This window comes from Lacihabitans lacunae (genome assembly GCF_042649125.1).
In the GTDB taxonomy this organism is placed as follows: Bacteria; Bacteroidota; Bacteroidia; order Cytophagales; family Spirosomataceae; genus Leadbetterella; species Leadbetterella lacunae.
Genome location: NZ_JBHRYQ010000001.1, coordinates 4,007,125 through 4,026,555, shown reverse-complemented (window position 1 = coordinate 4,026,555; position 19,431 = coordinate 4,007,125). Strand labels below are relative to the sequence as shown.

The following is a 19,431-nucleotide window of genomic DNA, read 5'->3' as shown; positions in this document are numbered from 1 at the left end:
TATGAAAGGCGTTACACTAGAAAACGAATACGCTTACATCGCTGACAGTAAGGTATTTTTAAAAGGGTATTTAGACATGCCCGATCGACAAATAGGGGAAGTAAAAAGAACCGAAGAGGAAGCTTTCCAATATTTCGTAAACCGATATGACATTGCCGTAGGCAAGGTAAATCAGTTAGCTAGAGAAATAGAGGAAGCCCAAAACAAAGGGTCTTATTTAACCAAACTTATTCAGCTCCGTAAAAGACTATTAAACTTTGATGGAATTGGTAATTTTATTCCGTTGTTAGATAAACTTGACGAACTCGAAGGGGTTCTAACAGGACTAATAACCGAAAATCAAGCTACTAACCTTGAAATCAAAAGAGCTCTAATTGAAGAAGCTTTACCTTTCAAAGAAAGCGATGACTGGGCAAATGGCGGCGATCTTCTGCAAGAAATAAGAACCAAGTGGATTAGAACTGGTCCGGTAGATAAAGCCATTAACGAAGAAATAGAGACCGAGTTTAAAGATATTTTAGACACGTTCTATCAGGCGAGAAAGTCTTACTACGAAGAGCAAAATAAAATTATTGACGAAAGAATTACTAAATACAACGAGCTGATATCGAAAGCCGATGCTTTGGTAAGGAGAACAGACTGGGATGAGGCGTTTTTAGAACTGAAAAACCTTCAAACAGAATGGAAAATAGTAGGTGATATACCACCAAAAGTTCTTAAAGTTCTTTATAGAAATTTCAAAAAGTTCACTACTTATTTCTACGAAAGATACTGTAGAGCTAAAGGTATTCAGCCAAAACGCCGAGTTGACCCAAGAGTAGAGGCTCAAGCAAGAATGGTGAAAGAGGTTGAAAAACTTTCTGAATCTGACGATATGTTTGCGGCTACTAATAGAGCCAAATATCTATTGAATGAGTGGAAAACCATTCGTGTTCCTTCACATTTGGCAGACAGAAACCTCGCAGAAAGATTTAGAGCTGCTTGTGATAAAATATTTGAACTTTCGTATTTATACAAAGTAATTACAAGAAAATATCCTACGTTCAATTTCTTAAGCGACAGACAAAAAGATTTGACGAAATACCGCGAAATGGAAAACATCGTGAAGCGTGCTCGTACGGACCTTGACGATTTAGTTTTAAGTTATGACACTCAAAATCAAAGCCTTGAAATGGAGCAGATGATGCAGTCTAACTTAAAGACACAAAAAAGAAAGTTACTGATGAAAGAAATAATTCTAGAAGAGCTAAGACAAAAAGTAGCGAATTCTTAATTATCGATTTTAAGATTATATAAAAAGGTGGTGATATTGGTGTAAATCAAATCATCACCTTTTATTTTTGTAAATATATTTAGAAAAATAAAGAGGACATCAGTTCTCACAAAAACAATCCCGCGAATGAAAGTTGCCATAATGCAACCCTATTTCTTTCCTTATATCGGATATTTTCAGCTTTTGCAGGCCGTTGATATTTTCGTGATTTATGACAATATACAATTTTCGAAAAAAGGATGGATAAACAGAAACAGGATTTTAACCAATGGAAAAGACGAATACTTTACACTTCCGTTAAAAAAAGACTCTGATTACCTAAATGTGGTAGATAGAAAACTGAGTGATAATTTTGATCAAGACAAAGTAAAAACACTTAGAAAAATAAAAGAATGCTACAGAAAAGCTCCTTTTTTTGAAGCCGTTTTTCCTTTAATCGAAAATGCATTTAATTATCAATCAGAAAACTTATTTGATTTTATACTTCATTCTCTAAAATTGCAATTAGACTTTTTAAAGATTTCTACCGAAGTGGTTATTTCCTCAAGTTTAGAAGTTGACCACACCCTAAAAAGCCAAGACAAGGTAATTGCTATTTGTGAAAACTTAAAAGCAAGTGCGTACTACAATCCAATCGGCGGCTTAGAACTATATGACAATGAGAGTTTTGAAAGCAAAAACATGAAGCTTAGTTTCATGAAATCTAACCCAATAGAATATCCGCAACTGGGTAAGGCTTTTGTGCCGTGGCTCTCAATGATAGACGTCATGATGTTTAATGACAAAGACACGATAAAGAAATATTTAGAAGATTTTAGTTTTGTAGAAAAATAAGATATTGGAACATAATATAAGATGAATAAACAAACAAACGTATTAGTTTATCCTTGCGGTGCTGAAAGCGGACTAGAAATCCACCTCGCACTTAAAGATGTGATGAACATCCGCGTGGTAGGGGCATCGGGCAAAACGGACCATGGAAGAATGGTTTATGAAAATTATTACGGTGATTTTCCGAAAATCCAAGATGAAAACTTCATAGATGAACTTAATAAACTTATAGAAAAAGAGTCTATAGACATTATATTGCCAACGCATGACACCGTGCTGGTTTACATGGCTCAAAACGCCGAAAAAATAAACACCAAGCTAGCAATTGCGGGTCTAAAACAAGCAGAAATTTGTCGTAGTAAAAAGAAAATATATGCCCTATTTGCAGAATATGACTTCTGCCCAACTGTTTTTCCTGACTTAGAAGGCATCGAGAGTTTTCCAGTTTATGCCAAACTAGATGAAGGCCAAGGCAGTAAAGGTGCATTTATAGTAAAATCAAAAGAGCAATTACAAGCCTTAGAAGATCCAGAAAACTACGTGGTAACGGAGTTTTTGCCAGGAGAAGAACTCACGATTGACTGCTTTACAGATAGAAAAGGAAAATTGCAATTTGTAGGACCAAGAATAAGGAAACGCGTATTTGATGGCGTGTGTGTAAACTCTGAAACTGTAGAAGCCACCGAAGAAATAGTAAAAATAGGACAAATAGTTTCGGACAAAATTGGAATACGTGGATCGTGGTATTTCCAGTTAAAAAAAGACGTAAACGACAAATTTAAACTATTAGAAGCATCTATTAAGATTGCTGGCAATATGAATGTATTTAGGGGCTTGGGCGTAAACTTTCCGCTGCTGATGGTTTATGATTACCTCGACTATGACGTTAATGTGTTTGCTAACAATTACACCCTTGAGGTAGACCGAGCACTATTGAGCCGATACAATGCTAAAGTTGAGTATGACACTATCTACATCGACTTTGACGACACTATTACTAAAAACAACAAAGTAAATGGCACTGTAATGCAGTTTTTGTATCACCAAAAAGGCAAAGGAAAAATCATAAAATTGATTACAAAACATCAGTTAGTTCTCAGAGATACCTTGGATCGTTTAGCAATTCACACCGGTATTTTTGACAAAATCATTCACTTAAAAATGGATGATGACAAATACAAGTATATCAAAGAAACCGAAAAAGTGATTTTCATTGACAATGCGTATGGCGAGCGTTTTAAAATAAAACAAAAATTAAACATACCGGTTTTTGATGTGGATGCTATATGCACATTGATAGACTGGCGTGAATAACACCATTCTTATATAACAAAAGAGGAGGCCTTGGCCTCCTCTTTTTATGTGTTTGATATAAAAACTATCAGTCTTTTGTAAATTCACCCGAAACTTTAATAGTTACGTCATCTCCCAAAGAAGGGCCTGAAGTTCCTACACCAAATGCAACTCTGTTAACTGTGCCAGTAGCAGTGATTCCCATCATCATTTTTTTGCTTCTTGGGTTTTCTACTGGTCCTTTTAAAGTAGCTGTAAGCGTAAGTGGCTTTGTGACACCATGTAAAGTCAAGTTACCAACAATGGTGTATGTTTGGCCTTTAACTTTCTTTACAGAAGTGCTTTTAAATGTCATGGTGGCAAATTTAGCTGCATCAAAATAATCAGCTCCTTGCAAGTGCCCGTCTCTCATGTCGTTTCCAGTACTGATGCTTGCAACTTCAGCAGAAAACTCAAATTTTGCATCTGAAAAATCTGCGTTTGCAGAAGTCATCTTAGCGTCAAAAGATTTAAACTTACCATCCACTTCTGATATCATCATGTGTGTGATAGTAAAACTTACGTTTGAGTGTGCTTTGTCTAAAGACCAAGTTTGAGAAATAGAAGCGAAAGAAATTAAGCTTAAAGCAAGAACAGAAAATACTTTTTTCATAAATAATAATATTAAATTTTAATTTGATTAATGTATATACACATATTAACAAAATAGAGTTCAAACTTTGCAAAAGATTTTTTAAAAGTTTATTTCTTTACTATCTTCATTAAATAAGGTTTGAACAGTGTCATTTTTAAAGGTTTAAACTAAAAAAAGTAACTATTTTTTGATTACTTTGTATTTTATCATCAATTAACTAAAAAACCCTAAATTTCAATTACACATTACATTATGACAAATTCTCTTTTCTTTGAACCTGGCATCGACGAAAAAATAGATAATGCTTTTGCTCCTATAGCTAATGCTTGGGAGTCTTTGGTATTAACTAGTATCCCGATAGCAGAAGGAAAAAACATGCCAATTGTGGTACTATTCTTAGTTTTGGGTGCAGCATTTTTCACCATATACTTCGGCTTTATTAATTTAAGAAAAATACCTTTTGCTATTCGTGTAGTAAAAGGCGACTATGATCACCTTGACCAACATGAAGCACCAAATGACCCATTGCTAAATATAGTAGATGGTGATATAGTAGACACCATCAAAGACGAATCTAAAGACGGTGAAGTGAGTCACTTCCAAGCCTTAGCTACTGCGGTGTCAGGAACTGTAGGTTTAGGAAACATAGCCGGTGTGGCCATAGCTGTAGGGATTGGCGGCCCAGGAGCCACCTTCTGGATGATAGTTTGCGGACTTTTGGGTATGACCTCAAAGTTTGTAGAATGTACATTAGGAGTAAAATATAGAGACATAGACGCAAGCGGAACAGTGCATGGAGGACCGATGTATTACCTTAAAAAAGGACTGGCTGAAAACAATATGGCTACCTTAGGAAAAGTACTAGGGGCAGTTTTTGCAGTTTTATGTGTTGGGGCCTCATTTGGGGGAGGAAATGCATTCCAATCAAACCAAGCAACCCAGCAGATAACCTCACTTTTCCAACTTGAAGGGGGAGCCATAAAAACGATAATCGGTTTGATAATGGCAATAATAGTCGGCATCGTAATTATAGGTGGAATAAAAAGAATTGCCCAAATCACTGAAAAAATTGTTCCATTTATGGCCTTAACTTACGTGATTGCCTCTTTGGTAATCATTGGCTTCCATTGGAGATTCATAGACGATGCATTTGGCTTAATATTCTCTCAAGCGTTTAATCCACAAGCTGGTCTTGGAGGAATGTTGGGAGTTTTGATTATTGGTTTTCAGAGAGCGGCCTTTTCAAACGAAGCAGGTGCCGGTTCGGCAGCGATTGCTCACTCTGCGGTTAGAACTAAATATCCAGCATCTGAGGGTGTGGTTGCCTTATTAGAGCCATTTATTGACACTGTAGTTATATGTACTATGACAGCCTTGGTAATTATCATGTTTAATCAAGACAGCGTATTTAACTATGGAGGGGAAGGTGGTCAAGTAGTGCTTAATAGCACAGGTAAAAGCATAGGTGGTGTAGATTTAACTGCCGCAGCGTATGACTCTGTTATTCCCCACTTCTCATATGCTCTAACAATCGCAATCGTACTGTTTGCCTTTTCAACCATGATCTCTTGGTCGTACTACGGTTTACAGTCTTGGAAGTATCTTTTCGGTAAGGGAAAAACAGCCGATATCGTTTATAAAGTCTTATTCTTACTTTTTGTAATTATTGGTGCAGCAGCAAAACTAGACTCGGTTATCAAGTTCTCCGATGCTATGATTTTAGCTTTAGTATTCCCAAACATGATTGGGTTGCTTTTATTATTCCCTAAAGTTAAAGCGGAATTAAAGAAATATTACGAAGCGATAAAGGAATAAAAAACTAATTGGAATATACATAAAAAGAGGGGCCGAAACCCCTCTTTTTTTATTTTACATATTTTCTAAAAACTTCCAAGAACCGATCTGCTTCTTCTTTTTTCAAGGCCAAACTAGGTAACAACCGTATGGTATGACTACCTGCTACGCCCGTAAACATTTTATCTTCAAACAACATCTTGTTCCGAATATCCTTAACGGGTTCTTCAAGTTCAATCCCAATCATGAGGCCTTTTCCTCTTAAATCTTTAATATTTGAAAATTTACCCAGCTCTTCAAAAAGATAAGCTCCTAAAGTAGCTGCGTTTTCAACCAGCTTTTCCTTTTTGATTACATCTAAAACCGAAATACCCGCTACACAAGCCAAGTGATTGCCACCAAACGTAGTACCAAGTAAGCCGTGTTTAGCTTCAAATTTAGGTGAAATAAGTATCGCACCCACAGGAAAGCCATTGCCCATACCTTTGGCTACTGAAACAATATCAGGTTTTACTTTGGAATGCTGAAATGTAAAAAACTTTCCCGAACGCCCATATCCACACTGTACCGAATCATGAATAAAAACTGCTCCTGTTTTATCACACGCGATCCGGATGGCTTTCATAAACTCATCTGTTGCAACTTGTATTCCACCTACACCTTGAATTCCTTCCACTATAACCGCACAGGTTTGGTCATCTACTGCTCTTTTAACAGCCTCCACGTCATTAAAAGGAATGAACTCAACGTGGTGGTCAAAGTTTATCGGAGCTTTGATAGCGGGGTTATCTGTAACTGCCACTGCTGCGGATGTTCTGCCATGAAAAGCTTTGGTAAAGGCCACAATTTTGGTTCTTCCTGTATGAAAAGAAGCCAACTTAAGAGCGTTTTCGTTTGCTTCTGCACCAGAGTTAGCAAGAAAAAGGCTGAAGTCTTTCAAACCAGATAGTTTACCAAGTTTATCTGCAAGTTCGTCTTGCAGTGATATTTTTACCGAATTAGAATAAAAACCTAAATTTTTAATCTGTTTGGTCATTTTTCTAACATAATACGGATGCGAATGCCCAATAGAAATTACAGCATGTCCGCCATAAAGGTCTAAGTATTCCACTCCGTCTTTATCCCAAATAGTGCTCCCAAGGGCTTTAGCGGGTTCAATATAATTTATAGGATATACATCAAATAATTTCATTTTTTCTTAATTTTTAGAATCCAACACTTTTTAACTTTAACCCCGAATTTTCTGAAAGGCCAAATGCAAGGTTCATATTTTGAACAGCTTGACCAGATGCTCCTTTTGTTAAATTATCAATAATAGAGGTTATTAATAACTTATCGCCTTCCTTGGTTAACTGAATCAAACATTTGTTTGTATTTACCACTTGTTTTAGGTCTATCGGCACCAAAGAAACATGACAAAACGGATGATTGGCATAATAGTTTTGATACAACTCTTGTGCCTCCTCCAAACTTCCATTAAATCGGGTATAAATATTGGCCATTATACCTCGGGTAAAGTTTCCTCGGTATGGTATAAAATTAATTTCATGCTCAAACTCACCTTGCAACTGAACCAAACTCTGTCCTATTTCAGCCAAATGTTGATGGGTGAATGCTTTATAAATCGAAATATTATTGTTTCTCCAACTAAAATGGGTAGAAGCACTTAGTGCCTGTCCTGCTCCTGTAGAACCGGTTACAGCACTAACATGAATATCATCTTGCAAAAGCTCAGCTTTAGCCAATGGCAAAAGCCCTAACTGAATAGAAGTAGCAAAACAACCCGGATTGGCTATTTTAGTAGCACGCTCTATTTTTTCTCGTTTAAGTTCTGGCAATCCATAAACAAATCCATCAGACTCATCTCTGTAATCAGTGCTAAGGTCTATTATCTTAACTTGCTTTGGAACTTCATTTTCAGCCAAAAACTTTCGGGATTGGCCATGACCAGAACAAAGAAAAATAACATCGACAGCAGCAAAATCTAATGAATCTGAAAACAACAAGTCTGTATCACCAAGCAAGTCTGTATGTGTGCTATACACTGGTTTACCTACTTGACTTTGAGAGTTTACAAAAACGATCTCGGCATGAGGGTGATTAATAAGTATTCTGAGAAGTTCGCCGCCAGTGTAGCCAGCCCCTCCTATGATTCCAACTTTTATGGATTTCATTAAAAAAAATATTGAAGTTTATAAAAAAAAGAAATAACCAAACGAAGAGCTTATCGTCGAAGAAACCTATTGCAGAAAAAACGAAAGGTTGTAAAAGCCATTTTGGTTATGAAACGTTATATCTTAAATACCCCACAAAATTAGTTAATTAATTATAAGATTTTTAATTATTTTAGTTTGTTTTAATCTTAAATGATAATTTTACCAGAACATTATATTATAGTAGAAATAAAAAACAATATGCTCTTATCACAAATAGTATGGGATATGTCTCCCACCATTATAAAAATTGGAAGTTTCGAAGTTAGGTGGTACGGCTTACTTTTTGCTATGGGCTTCCTCATTGGCTTTCAAATAATGTCTCGCATTTTTAAAATAGAACATAAATCAGAAGACGACTTAGACAAACTCCTACTTACGATGATATTATCTATCGTATTAGGTGCACGTATTGGCCATTATGTTTTTTATGAAGGACAACATTTTGCTGAAAACCCGGGTGGGTTTATTTGGGATATGCTTATCCCTCCATATTCGGGCTTAGCCAGTCATGGTGCTGCATTTGGAGTTTTGATTGGCCTATTTATCTTTAAAAATAGAAATAAATCATACGATTACCTTTGGCTTACTGACCGTATCGTTATAGTTTCAGCTTTGGGTGGGGCATTCATACGTTTCGGCAATTTTATGAATTCTGAAATAGTAGGAAAAGCGAGCGACCTACCTTGGGCAGTAATATTTAAGAAAAACTTTGAATTCGAACAAGTACCAAGGCACCCAGCTCAGCTCTATGAGTCAATTTCTTGTCTTATACTATTCGTAATCATATACGCACTTTATAACAAGTGGAAAGATAAAACACCAAGAGGATCTTTGACTGGCATTTTCTTTATTTGGATATTCACATTAAGGTTCTTCTACGAATTCCTGAAAGAAAACCAAGAGGCTTTCGAAGACAATATGACTCTTAATATGGGCCAAATCTTGAGTATCCCAGTGGTATTGTTTGGTATATATGTATTAATTAAATCCTTCAAAAGGAGCTCACTAGCACAATAAATCAAATCTTTTTATTTAAGTTCATTACTTTATTAAACCAAGATTTCGTCTTAGCCACCTACTAAATTCCAAAATTTGTTGAGGTAAAAGGTGGTCTCTTATAATGATTTTAAGATTAGGAACATTTGGGTATGTCAGCTGGATATATTTTAAAATTTTGGGTAGTTTTTTAAAATAATCATCTCTGTATTGTTTCGAATTTATCAATAAATAATACCACCCACCTAGGTTCTTTTTAAACCTATCGTGGTATTTTAGGCCTGTGTCTTTATCCAAGTTGGTGTACATCATAATACGGTTCTCCAGAAAAACGGCATCGTCTTTGTGGTCAGTATTACTTGCCCCTGCAGCATGCCTTCTGTATGCCGCTGTAACATCCGAGAGGTACTTGATTTTACCGTGCCTAGCGGCCAATATAATCATAGGTATGTCGCCACTCTTGGTTTTGGGAAACCACGGCTGCACCGGAAATATGGATTTCATGGTATAAAATAATGTAGCAGTACCCATAAACCACACTTCCTTGTCTGCGATAAGGTCGTTTAATTCAAATACATCTTTGGCTATATCGTCATTTAACTGATAAGGTGCCTCTGTGTCTCCAAAAAACTCTACCCGGGTATTTGTAAAACAAATCGCAAAATCAGGATTTGCTTCCATAAAATCAGCTTGCTTCTGTAGTTTATATGGGTCTATCCAATAATCGTCGCCTTCCAAAGCGGCCATGTATTTACCCGAGCAATTCTCTAATATCCGAATAGAGTTTGGCTGAGGACCTCCATTTGTAGCACCTCGTACCACTTTTATTAATTCCGGATACTTTTGAGCGTACTCATCCACTATTTGGCTAGTGCCATCTGTGGAGCAATCATCACCAATTATTATTTCGAAAGGAAAAGAAGTAATCTGACTAACAACACTTTCGATAGACTGTGCAATAAATTTTGCATGATTGTAGGTGAGCAAGTGAACACTTACTAAAGGCGTACTTTTATGGGTATTTTGGGACATACAGTATAAAAAAATGGCAGGTTTTCACCTGCCGTATTCTTATTTAAATATTATAAATGACTATTTGCTAGCCATACATTCTTTTATATCAGCGATAATTTTATCTGCTAGATTCACAGCTTTGGTTTCAAACTCTGACTCCGCATATATTCGAATAATTGGCTCTGTGTTTGACTTGCGAAGGTGAACCCATTCTTTGTCAAAATAAATTTTGACACCATCGCGAATATCAATCTCATACTTCGAATATTTAGACTTAATTTTTTCTAAAATTCCATCTACATCTATTCCTGATCCTAATTCAATTTTCTTTTTAGCAATAAAGTAATTTGGATATTGCTTTCTCATAAAGCCAATAGGCTTATTAAACTTTGCTAAGTGAGACAAAAATAAGGCTATACCCACAAGTGCGTCTCTACCATAATGAAGCTCCGGAAATATGATTCCGCCGTTACCTTCACCACCAATGATAGCACCTACTTCTTTCATTTTTTCTACCACATTTACCTCTCCTACTGCCGCTGAGAAATACTCTCCACCATGCTTAACAGTAACGTCTTTTAATGCAAGTGTAGACGAAAGATTAGAAACTGTGGTGTTTTTCTTTTTCTTATTTTGACTTAAGATATAATCTGCAACCGCCACAAGCGTATATTCCTCACCAAAAGCCTCACCGTCTTCACAAATAAAGGCTAGTCTATCAACGTCTGGATCAACCACTATTCCTAAATCAAAATCACCTTTAGACAATTCACTTGAAATTTCTCTCAAGTTCTCTGGAAGCGGCTCAGGATTATGTGCAAAGTGGCCTGTAGGCTCACAGTTAATTTCTTTTATTTTGTTAACTCCCAGTGCTTTTAAAAGCATCGGGACTGCTATTCCACCTGACGAGTTGACTGCATCAACTACAACGCTAAATTCCGCCGACTTAATAGCTTCTACATTAACTTCGGGCAAAGCTAAAATCAAATCAATGTGTTTCTGAAGGTAGGTATCATCTGTAGCATATTTGCCCAAATGTTTTACATCAGCAAAGTTAAAGTTACCTGCTTCAGCTATTTCAAGTAGCTTTTCGCCATCTTGACCTGAGATAAACTCTCCTTTCTCGTTTAATAATTTGAGTGCATTCCATTGAACTGGGTTGTGACTTGCAGTCAAAATTATTCCACCTGCTGCGTTTTCGAGTGGAACCGCTATTTCTACAGTTGGAGTAGTAGACAAACCTAAATCTATCACATCAAACCCCATACCCGAAAGCGTAGCAGAAACCAAATCGTTGACCATTTTGCCAGAAGGGCGGGCATCTCTACCTATGACAACTTTTTTGTTTACTAACTCTTTGCTGCTTAACATTGTAGCATAAGCTGCCGTAAATTTCACAACATCAAGCGGTGTTAATCCTTCCCCTTGCTCACCTCCAATAGTACCTCTTATTCCCGAAATTGATTTAATTAACGTCACTTAGAAATTTTTAAATTTTAAATACAAAAATACACTTTTTATTACCAAAAATAATCTAAAAAAATTAGCAATTCATTTATATTTATTTAAAGGTATTATCTACCGAAAATCACTGTGATTTCAATACAGCCTCTTCGCGATTTTTACCTTTGTTTTTAGTACTGAATCAACACCTTGTGGCCCTCTAAAAGTTCCTCTAACCGGATTTAAACCTAATGGCTCAATGGAAGATGCAAGTGCTATGTAATTCTTGTTTACAACTTGGCCTTCTGTGGGGTCAAAACCTCTCCAACCTCCACCGGGCAATAAAACCTCTACCCAAGCATGTAAATCATGCTCGTGAAGTTCGCTTCCAAACAAATAACCACTTACAAATCGTGCCAAAATTCCAAATGAAGCACAAATATCCATCATAAGCACAGAAAAATCTCTGCAAGACCCTTCTTTGTGCTGTAAAGTATACAAGGAAGACTCAGCATCTCCCCTCTCTCTTGACACATAGCTAAAGTCTTTTTTAATGCACTTACACACCTCCATCAAAAAATCCATCGTCTTGTAATTGGTCCTATCAGCTATGGCTTTACCATACGCTAAAACCTCCGAATCCAGAACTTTATTCGCTATATATTTATCTCCAAAAACGCCCAATTTACCTCTGTAATTAATAGGCATATTGGCCGCTTCGAATGGATAAAGCACAAAGTCTAAAGTATTAAAATCCTCCGTCTTTATTCTGGTATACGTGCCCACCTCAAACACCTCATGTTTGTCCTGAAAATAACACACATGCTGCAGATTATCTTCTTGATCTAAATTTTTCACCAAATAACTTGGCTTAGGCGAAATATTCATCTGATGATCCAGAATCTGCTGATATGGCGAAGACTTAGGGGTAAGATATAGGTAATGTGGATTTAAACTGACTGGGGCAGAATAGCTGTATGTTAAAACATGTTCTATTTCCAGAATCATAATTATTTTTTTCTTAATAAAGGGTCCATCCAATCATTTGAAAGCTTTTGGACTGAAGCATTAAGTAAAGCATTCCATTGGTAAGAAATATGCTCTAAATCTGATTTTTCGAAGGTATGTTCTTGCATACAAAAAGAGTCTTTTTCATACATTAATACATCCAAAGGAAAATCTACGTCGTTGGCACTTACCCGGGTGGAATCAAAAGCAAGAAAACCTAACTTAAGCACTTCTTCAAAAGGCGTTGTATATTTTATATTTCTATACAAAATTGGCTTCCCATATCCCGAATTTCCAATAATAATAAAAGGAGAACCAGAATTAATTTCTATCCAGTTTCCTTCTGGATACAGCAAAAATAGCTTATGCTCATCGTCGTGCTCAAGTTGCCCACCCACAATAGCCGAAAGGTCAAACCTTAATCCAGCACTACTTAAACTCTCTTTGTCTTCAGCCGCAACTCGTTTTACTTGATTTCCAAACGAATTTACGGCTTTGTATAGTTTATCAAACGAGCCATCTTCGTCTTCTAGCACCTCTTGAAAATACGTGATGGCTTTATCTCTGACAGACCTAAGCCCAGCTGTCATTATAAATAGCGAATGATTTTTTATCTGATGAGTAAAAACCTTTTTTTTGCTTGAAACCTCACTACCTGATGTGATTCTCCTGTCTGCAATACCAATGATTCCTTTATCAGTCTTTACCCCTAAACAAAACGTCATAGTCTATTTTGATTTTTTTGAGTCCAAATTTATAAAATTTAAGCCAACTCATATAAATTATTTGAGCTCAGAGTCAAAATAAACTTTAAAAACCTCATCGTCAATGTTATTATTTTTGGTTTGAAACTCATTCAAGTATTCATGAAGTCCAAATTTGATGATATCAGAAATTTCGGTAAAATCAATTTCATGTTTAAGCTGGCTTATAGCCTTTTCTGCTGAGTTTGTGTAGCTATCTTGCGGCCTTGCACCCGATATCCTGTAAAGCGAATATTCTGCTTTTTTTATACTGTAGCAAATTGCCCTTGGAAAATCTCTTTCTTTAATTAAAAAGTCAATGATAGATTCTTGATTGAGTGATTTATACTGCTGACGGTACATGTTAAATGCACTTACCGATTTAAGCACAGCGGCCCACACTAGTAAATCATTGGGGTCAACTATTTTTTTAACCTTGGTATTGCTGTAGTTAAAATAAGCAATATCTAAAAAACGTGAGGTTTTATCCGCCCTTTCGATATAACGCCCAAGCGTACCGAAATAATAGCCTTCATTTCTCGACATTGTGGCTTCTAACATACCAAAAAACAACTGACACTCCTCTTTGAGGTTTTCATAAAAGAGCGTAATATCGTGTATTTCACGATTTGGCTGTTTAGCAAAATCTTTAAAATTAAGATAAAACCCATTCAAATGCTCCCATACTTCTTTTGGCAAAATCTCACGAATGGTCCTCGCATTTTCTCTCGCATAAGAAAGCGAACTATAAACTGAATTGGGGTTTTTGAGATCAAAAGTCATGAACTCAATAATATTCTCTTTGGTGTCAGATTCATAGAGACTAAGGTATAAATCTTTATCGCCTGTAGCCGCAACTAGCGGTGACCATTTCTCTGAGAAAATTCCCGGAAGGTCATATGACAAATTGATATTAACACTTATATATCTGGAGTAATTCTCTACTCTTTCGATATATCTATTCATCCAATAAATGGAATTAGCAACTCTACTTAACATTTTCTTTGGTTTATGGTAATGCGTAATCAAATTTAGCAAGCCAAGGAATATTTCCAAGAGAATAAACCTTTTTTTTGTGGAGATCCTAAAAATCTGTTTTGATTACTAAAATAACTATTGTGAAGATTACAATTTAAGCAGAAATAATACAAAATCACAGCTAATGTGAGTTTATTATTTGTAAAAATTGGAGCAAAACAAAAAAAAGCGAGCCATAAAGACTCGCTTAAAAATTCTAGGGAGGCTAATGGGGCTCGAACCCACGACCCTCGGTACCACAAACCGATGCTCTAACCAACTGAGCTATAACCTCCGTATCGAATTGGAGTGCAAAATTATGCATTTTTTGTATTCATCAAAACAAAAACCTCATATTTTTTTGAATATATATAAAAAAAACTCAACCCAAATTTATATTAATCCTTATCTGCCTGATAATATGCGTATTTATAATTTTTTCTTAAAAAAAAGCACCTTAATTTTAGGCCATAAATTTTAATCTTTCAATCTGCTTAATTTTCAATTTACCTTTTAATATGTTTAGACTCACCAAAAAAGTAGCCGTGATTACTGGAGGAGCAAGTGGAATTGGCCTTGAAATTTCGCGTGCGTTTGCCAAGCAAGGAGCAATTGTTCATATATTCGAATTAAACATTGACCTTGCCGAAAGAGAAGCAGACCTAATAAACGCAAACGGCGGAAAAGCATACTGCCATAAAGTCGACGTTTCGAACCAAACCGATGTACTGAAAAAAATGGCTAAAATTAATGCCATTCAACCCATCAATATTTTGGTAAACAACGCCGGCATAGCTCATATTGGCGATGTAGAAAAAACTACGGAAGCCGATATGGATAAAATTTATAATGTAAACATTAAAGGTGTATACAACTGTCTTCATGCTGTCATTCCGTTTATGAAATCAAATAAAGGAGGCGTTATCATAAACTTATGTTCGGTAGCAGCTACTGTAGGCATTGCCGAAAGGTTTGCATATTCTATGTCGAAAGGAGCAGTTTACAGTATGACCCTACAAGTAGCCAAAGATTATGTAGGCGAAAACATCAGATGCAATAGTATCTCGCCAGGAAGAGTACACACGCCATTTGTAGATGGCTTTATAAAGAAAAACTACCCAGGCAAAGAAACCGAAATGTTTGAGAAACTCTCTGCTACTCAGCCCATAGGCCGAATGGCAAAACCAGAGGAGATTGGGGCACTGGCGGTATATTTAGCTTCAGACGAAGCGGCTTTTGTGACAGGAAGCGACTATGTAATAGATGGAGGATTTATAAAATTAAACAACTAATATTAATGAAATTAATACGATTTGGGGCATTTGAAAATGAAAAACCGGGGGTAATATTACCTTCTGGCAAAAAAATAAACGTAGTGGCCTTTGGCGAAGACTATAACGAACACTTTTTTAAGTCAAACGGAATAGAAAGGCTCGCTGATTGGTTGGTAGAAAACGCTGAAAGCTGCCCAGAGGTACCTGGAGATGCAAGACTTGGCTCTTGCGTAGCGAGACCATCAAAAATAATATGCATCGGATTAAACTACGCAAAACACGCAGCAGAGTCAGGCATGGATTTGCCAGTAGAACCTGTTGTGTTTTTTAAAGCTACTACCGCACTTTGTGGACCAAACGACAACGTAATTATTCCTCGAAACTCAGTAAAAACTGACTGGGAAGTTGAACTAGCCGTGGTAATTGGCAAAAAAGCATCTTATATAGAAAAAGAAGACGCTATGGATTATGTAGCGGGATACTGCTTGCACAACGACTACTCTGAGCGTGAGTTTCAACTTGAGAGAAGTGGCCAATGGGTAAAAGGAAAATCAAACGACACGTTTGCTCCAATGGGACCATTTATGGCAACAAAAGACGAAATAGCCGACCCACATAATCTCAACCTTTGGCTGGAGCTTAATGGTAAAAGAATACAAGACTCAAACACTGACGATTTAGTTTTTAACATCCCGCACATTGTGAGTTATTTGAGCAATTTCATGACGCTACTTCCAGGCGATGTAATTTCTACGGGAACGCCAGCAGGTGTAGGATTAGGATTTAAGCCTCCGATATATTTAAAACCTGGAGACGAAGTAAAACTAGGGATAGAAGGTCTGGGCGAGCAACATCAAGTTGCAGTAGCTTGGTCAAAGTAAAACATTGAAATTTAATTTAAGCATTGGGTCACTCCAATGCTTTTTTTTTCTCCAAACTGTGTTTTTTAAACTACATCTTTATAAAGTACTCCATACTCACCCCTAACTTTTTATTTTTAACTAAATTTGTCTTTCTCCGAAAAAAAAGAACGAATTGACAAAAATGAAACAAAACCTTACTACCTGCCCCAACTGCGGCCACCAATTTGACGCCGGCGAAGCCCTTCAAAAACACTTGGAAATAGAACTTAAAAAAAGTATTGAAGCCCAAGAAAAAGAAAATGAAAAGAAGATAGAGGAGCTGAAGCGAAAAATGGCCGAAGAGAAAAAGGTTTTTGAGCAAGAAGAAAAGAAAAAAATGTGGGCTATAGCACAAGCTGAAGCCCAAAAACGTGCAGACGAAAAAAACTCGGTGCAACTAGCTGCACTCAAAGAAGATAACGAGCAGAAACAGAAACAAATCATTCAAAGTCAGCAAAAAGAACTAGAGCTGATGAAAAAAGAGCAGGAACTTAAAAACCAGCAAGAATTGATGAAGATTCAGCTCGAAAAACAAATGATTGAGAAAACCAGAGATATAGAGGAGGCTGCTAAAAAGAGAAAAGACGAAGAGTTTGAACTTGTAAAAAAAGAATATGAGAAAAAACTGGAAAACCAGATGAACCTCGTAAACGAAATGAAGCGAAAGGCCGAACAAGGTTCTATGCAGTTGCAAGGTGAAATTCAAGAGCTTGCACTAGAAGAGCTTTTGGCTAAAACCTATATTTATGATAAAATAGAAGAAGTAGGTAAAGGAATACGCGGGGCAGATGTAATACAAACTGTAATAAATGAGTTTGGACAAGAATGTGGCAAAATAGTATACGAAAGCAAACGCACGCAAAATTTTTCAAACGACTGGATAGACAAACTTAAGGACGACCAACGTGGCCTGACGTCTGAAATTGCAGTATTGGTAACGCAAACTATGCCCAAAGACATGGACCGATTTGGACAAAAAGACGGCGTATGGATCTGTAACTTTTTAGAAGTAAGTAGCCTGGTGTCAGTTTTAAGGCAAATTTTAATTAAAACCCAAGGTGCAAAAGCAGCCCAAGAAAACAAAGCAGACAAAATGGGCATGCTCTATAACTACCTTACGGGCTCGCAGTTTAGACAGCAACTTGAGGCTATTGTAGAAGGCTTCAGTAACCTTAAGAGCGAACTTGACCGCGAAAAAAGAGCCATGGCGAGAATTTGGAAAGAACGCGAAATGCAAATAGATAAAGTAATTGGCAACACCATTGACATGTATGGTAGCGTGAAAGGAATCACCGGAAATGCCATCGCTCCTATTCAATATTTAGAACTTGACGACGACAAAGAGGACAAATTATTAGAGTAAAACGAAACGTTCTTTTACGATTTTATTGAAAAAATATCCAAATTCTGTTTTTAGGCACGAATTTGGATTACTTCCTAATACCGATTACAAATTTTCTAATATGAAACACTTACAAATTCTATTTTTAGTTCTACTAAGCTCTTTGGCTTTTGGTCAAAACGACTGCGACTGCGAAAGAAACTACAATGAAGTTTATCAAAAAATAAGGGATAATTACGCTGCCTATGACATGAAAGTCAACGCAGCTACCAAACCAGCTTTTGATGCTCTTAATAAAAAAATAGCCTCAAAAGCTAAAGGAGTAAAAGACCCAAAAGCTTGTTTTGAGATTTTGAAAGAATGGACAGACTTCTTCAAAGATAACCATTTGTTTATCAACTTCCAGACCTCATTCTCTGTAGCAGACTCACCTGAAGTAGTAGCCGCAAGAGCAACAAAAGTTTTGGTCCAAAAACATACATCTGAAAGTTCCTTTGAAAGATATTTAAAAGATAACCAAGCTAACCTTGATCCTGCAGAGGGAGTTTGGGAAAGCGATGACAAAGAATACCGATTAGGTGTAATAAAAGACGCTACAAACCCAAAGAAACTTTACGGTTTCCTTTTGACAGACAGAGACAAACTGTGGGTGAAGGGAAAAACCAAATTTGAACTTGAAAAAATTGGAACCGACCGATATAAAACAAAGTATTACTATTCGGATTTTTCGGCTGAAATTACATTGACTCGTTTGGTCAAAAATATTTTGGCAATGGACAACATCTACAAATTCACGAAAGTGTCTCCTACACCCACTGAATTTGTAACCTTAGACGAGCAAACCCATGCACTGCCAGACTACCGAGTGGAGCGTATTGACTCTTCTACTACGCTGATTGTATTACCTCCGTTTACTATTCCAAATGCCCCTTTGTACATCAATGAGTTGGTTAGTCAAAACGAAAAATTAATTCTTGGAGCAAAGAATCTCATCATCGATATGAGAAATAACCCAGGAGGCGATGACAACGCTTTCGATGCTTTGTTTCCGTACATAGCCGATGGTCCAATCATCAGAAAAGGATCTAAAATGCGAGCAACCCAAGAGAATCTAATATTATTAAACCACGAGCTAAGGTCTATTCAAGACTTCCCTCAGTTTAAATTAACTCTGGAACCAAAGCTTCGTCAGATTATCAGAGAAATGACGCTTAACATGGGCACCATGATCACTGCTCCAGACAAGGAGTTCAACTATAAATCTACCGACCAAATGCCTAAAAAGGTGGTAGTTTTGGTAAATAAAAACACGGCTAGTACTGCCGAAAGCATTAGTTTAGAAGCCAAACAAAGCCCTAAGGTGATCATTATGGGAAGAAACACCAAAGGTGCCGCTGACTACACAGAAGTTAGAGACTGGGGATTACCATGTTTTGGTTGGAGATTGGCAATACCTTTGGGTATTAGCTACAGACTACCGACTCAACCAATGGAAAACGTAGGAATCAAACCAGACGTAGAAATACCTGAAAGCGAAGCAGATTGGGTAAGCTTTACAGTTAAATATTTGAATACGATTAAATAAAAATCAAAAGATAAAACTAAAAAGCCCAAGGTCAATATTTGAACTTGGGCTTTTTTGATGAATTGA

General features: G+C 36.7%; 17 protein-coding genes and 1 tRNA gene. 9 read left to right on the top strand and 9 right to left on the bottom strand.

The window, feature by feature from the left end:
• Window position 1: 1 nt before the first annotated feature.
• From ACFOOI_RS17265 to ACFOOI_RS17255, 3 genes are all read left to right on the top strand, one after another.
• Window positions 2–1,273 carry a DUF349 domain-containing protein gene (locus ACFOOI_RS17265; RefSeq protein ID WP_379839286.1) on the top strand — a complete coding sequence of 424 codons (1,272 nt, stop codon included), beginning with the start codon at window positions 2–4 and terminating at the stop codon, window positions 1,271–1,273.
• 126 nt (window positions 1,274–1,399) lie between these two features.
• Entirely contained in the window at window positions 1,400–2,107 is a 708-nt protein-coding gene (locus tag ACFOOI_RS17260) for a WbqC family protein (protein WP_379839284.1), read from the top strand.
• Window positions 2,108–2,128: 21 nt separating this feature from the next.
• Window positions 2,129–3,418: an ATP-grasp domain-containing protein gene (locus ACFOOI_RS17255; protein ID WP_379839283.1), complete on the top strand. Its 1,290-nt coding sequence runs from the start codon at window positions 2,129–2,131 to the stop codon at window positions 3,416–3,418.
• Between the two features lie 67 nt (window positions 3,419–3,485).
• Here the strand turns inward: ACFOOI_RS17255 and ACFOOI_RS17250 are convergent, their stop codons facing one another.
• Complete coding sequence (locus ACFOOI_RS17250; protein ID WP_379839282.1) at window positions 3,486–4,049, bottom strand: YceI family protein; 564 nt, start codon at window positions 4,047–4,049, stop codon at window positions 3,486–3,488.
• Between the two features lie 234 nt (window positions 4,050–4,283).
• Here ACFOOI_RS17250 and ACFOOI_RS17245 point away from each other — a divergent pair, with 234 nt between their 5' ends.
• Window positions 4,284–5,846, top strand: coding sequence for an alanine/glycine:cation symporter family protein (locus ACFOOI_RS17245; protein WP_379839281.1), 1,563 nt, complete (start codon window positions 4,284–4,286; stop codon window positions 5,844–5,846).
• 49 nt (window positions 5,847–5,895) lie between these two features.
• On the opposite strand, the gene ACFOOI_RS17240 is transcribed toward ACFOOI_RS17245, so the two are convergent.
• Together ACFOOI_RS17240 and argC are read right to left on the bottom strand one after the other, a co-directional pair.
• The gene (locus tag ACFOOI_RS17240) at window positions 5,896–7,017 is read right to left on the bottom strand and encodes an aspartate aminotransferase family protein (RefSeq protein WP_379839280.1); all 1,122 of its coding nucleotides are present in this window, start codon (window positions 7,015–7,017) and stop codon (window positions 5,896–5,898) included.
• Between the two features lie 13 nt (window positions 7,018–7,030).
• Complete coding sequence (argC, locus tag ACFOOI_RS17235) at window positions 7,031–7,999, bottom strand: N-acetyl-gamma-glutamyl-phosphate reductase (RefSeq protein WP_379839279.1); 969 nt, start codon at window positions 7,997–7,999, stop codon at window positions 7,031–7,033.
• A 240-nt stretch (window positions 8,000–8,239) separates the two neighbouring features.
• Between argC and lgt the strand changes: the two genes are divergently transcribed.
• Window positions 8,240–9,058 (top strand): prolipoprotein diacylglyceryl transferase, encoded by an 819-nt coding sequence (gene lgt, locus ACFOOI_RS17230; protein ID WP_379839278.1) that lies wholly within the window; start codon window positions 8,240–8,242, stop codon window positions 9,056–9,058.
• A gap of 24 nt (window positions 9,059–9,082) precedes the next feature.
• Here the strand turns inward: lgt and ACFOOI_RS17225 are convergent, their stop codons facing one another.
• The 6 genes from ACFOOI_RS17225 to ACFOOI_RS17200 all read right to left on the bottom strand — a co-directional run bounded on the left by ACFOOI_RS17225 (window position 9,083) and on the right by ACFOOI_RS17200 (window position 14,557).
• Entirely contained in the window at window positions 9,083–10,069 is a 987-nt protein-coding gene (locus ACFOOI_RS17225) for a glycosyltransferase family 2 protein (RefSeq protein ID WP_379839277.1), read from the bottom strand.
• Window positions 10,070–10,129: 60 nt separating this feature from the next.
• A complete protein-coding gene (glmM, locus tag ACFOOI_RS17220) occupies window positions 10,130–11,530 on the bottom strand; it encodes a phosphoglucosamine mutase (RefSeq protein WP_379839276.1) in 1,401 nt (466 codons plus the stop codon).
• A 120-nt stretch (window positions 11,531–11,650) separates the two neighbouring features.
• Window positions 11,651–12,502: a transglutaminase family protein gene (locus ACFOOI_RS17215; protein ID WP_379839275.1), complete on the bottom strand. Its 852-nt coding sequence runs from the start codon at window positions 12,500–12,502 to the stop codon at window positions 11,651–11,653.
• A 2-nt stretch (window positions 12,503–12,504) separates the two neighbouring features.
• Entirely contained in the window at window positions 12,505–13,227 is a 723-nt protein-coding gene (locus ACFOOI_RS17210) for a peptidase (RefSeq protein WP_379839274.1), read from the bottom strand.
• Window positions 13,228–13,284: 57 nt separating this feature from the next.
• Window positions 13,285–14,244, bottom strand: a complete 960-nt coding sequence (locus ACFOOI_RS17205) for an alpha-E domain-containing protein (RefSeq protein WP_379839273.1) — start codon at window positions 14,242–14,244, stop codon at window positions 13,285–13,287.
• A 239-nt stretch (window positions 14,245–14,483) separates the two neighbouring features.
• A tRNA-His gene (locus ACFOOI_RS17200) sits at window positions 14,484–14,557 on the bottom strand.
• Between the two features lie 223 nt (window positions 14,558–14,780).
• Here ACFOOI_RS17200 and ACFOOI_RS17195 point away from each other — a divergent pair.
• The 4 genes from ACFOOI_RS17195 (at window position 14,781) to ACFOOI_RS17180 (ending at window position 19,365) form a co-directional block, all read left to right on the top strand.
• The gene (locus ACFOOI_RS17195; RefSeq protein WP_379839271.1) at window positions 14,781–15,554 is read left to right on the top strand and encodes an SDR family NAD(P)-dependent oxidoreductase; all 774 of its coding nucleotides are present in this window, start codon (window positions 14,781–14,783) and stop codon (window positions 15,552–15,554) included.
• A gap of 5 nt (window positions 15,555–15,559) precedes the next feature.
• The gene (locus tag ACFOOI_RS17190) at window positions 15,560–16,417 is read left to right on the top strand and encodes a fumarylacetoacetate hydrolase family protein (RefSeq protein WP_379839270.1); all 858 of its coding nucleotides are present in this window, start codon (window positions 15,560–15,562) and stop codon (window positions 16,415–16,417) included.
• 163 nt (window positions 16,418–16,580) lie between these two features.
• Window positions 16,581–17,801: a DUF2130 domain-containing protein gene (locus ACFOOI_RS17185; RefSeq protein ID WP_379839268.1), complete on the top strand. Its 1,221-nt coding sequence runs from the start codon at window positions 16,581–16,583 to the stop codon at window positions 17,799–17,801.
• Window positions 17,802–17,901: 100 nt separating this feature from the next.
• Window positions 17,902–19,365 (top strand): S41 family peptidase, encoded by a 1,464-nt coding sequence (locus ACFOOI_RS17180; protein WP_379839267.1) that lies wholly within the window; start codon window positions 17,902–17,904, stop codon window positions 19,363–19,365.
• Window positions 19,366–19,431: the final 66 nt, after the last annotated feature.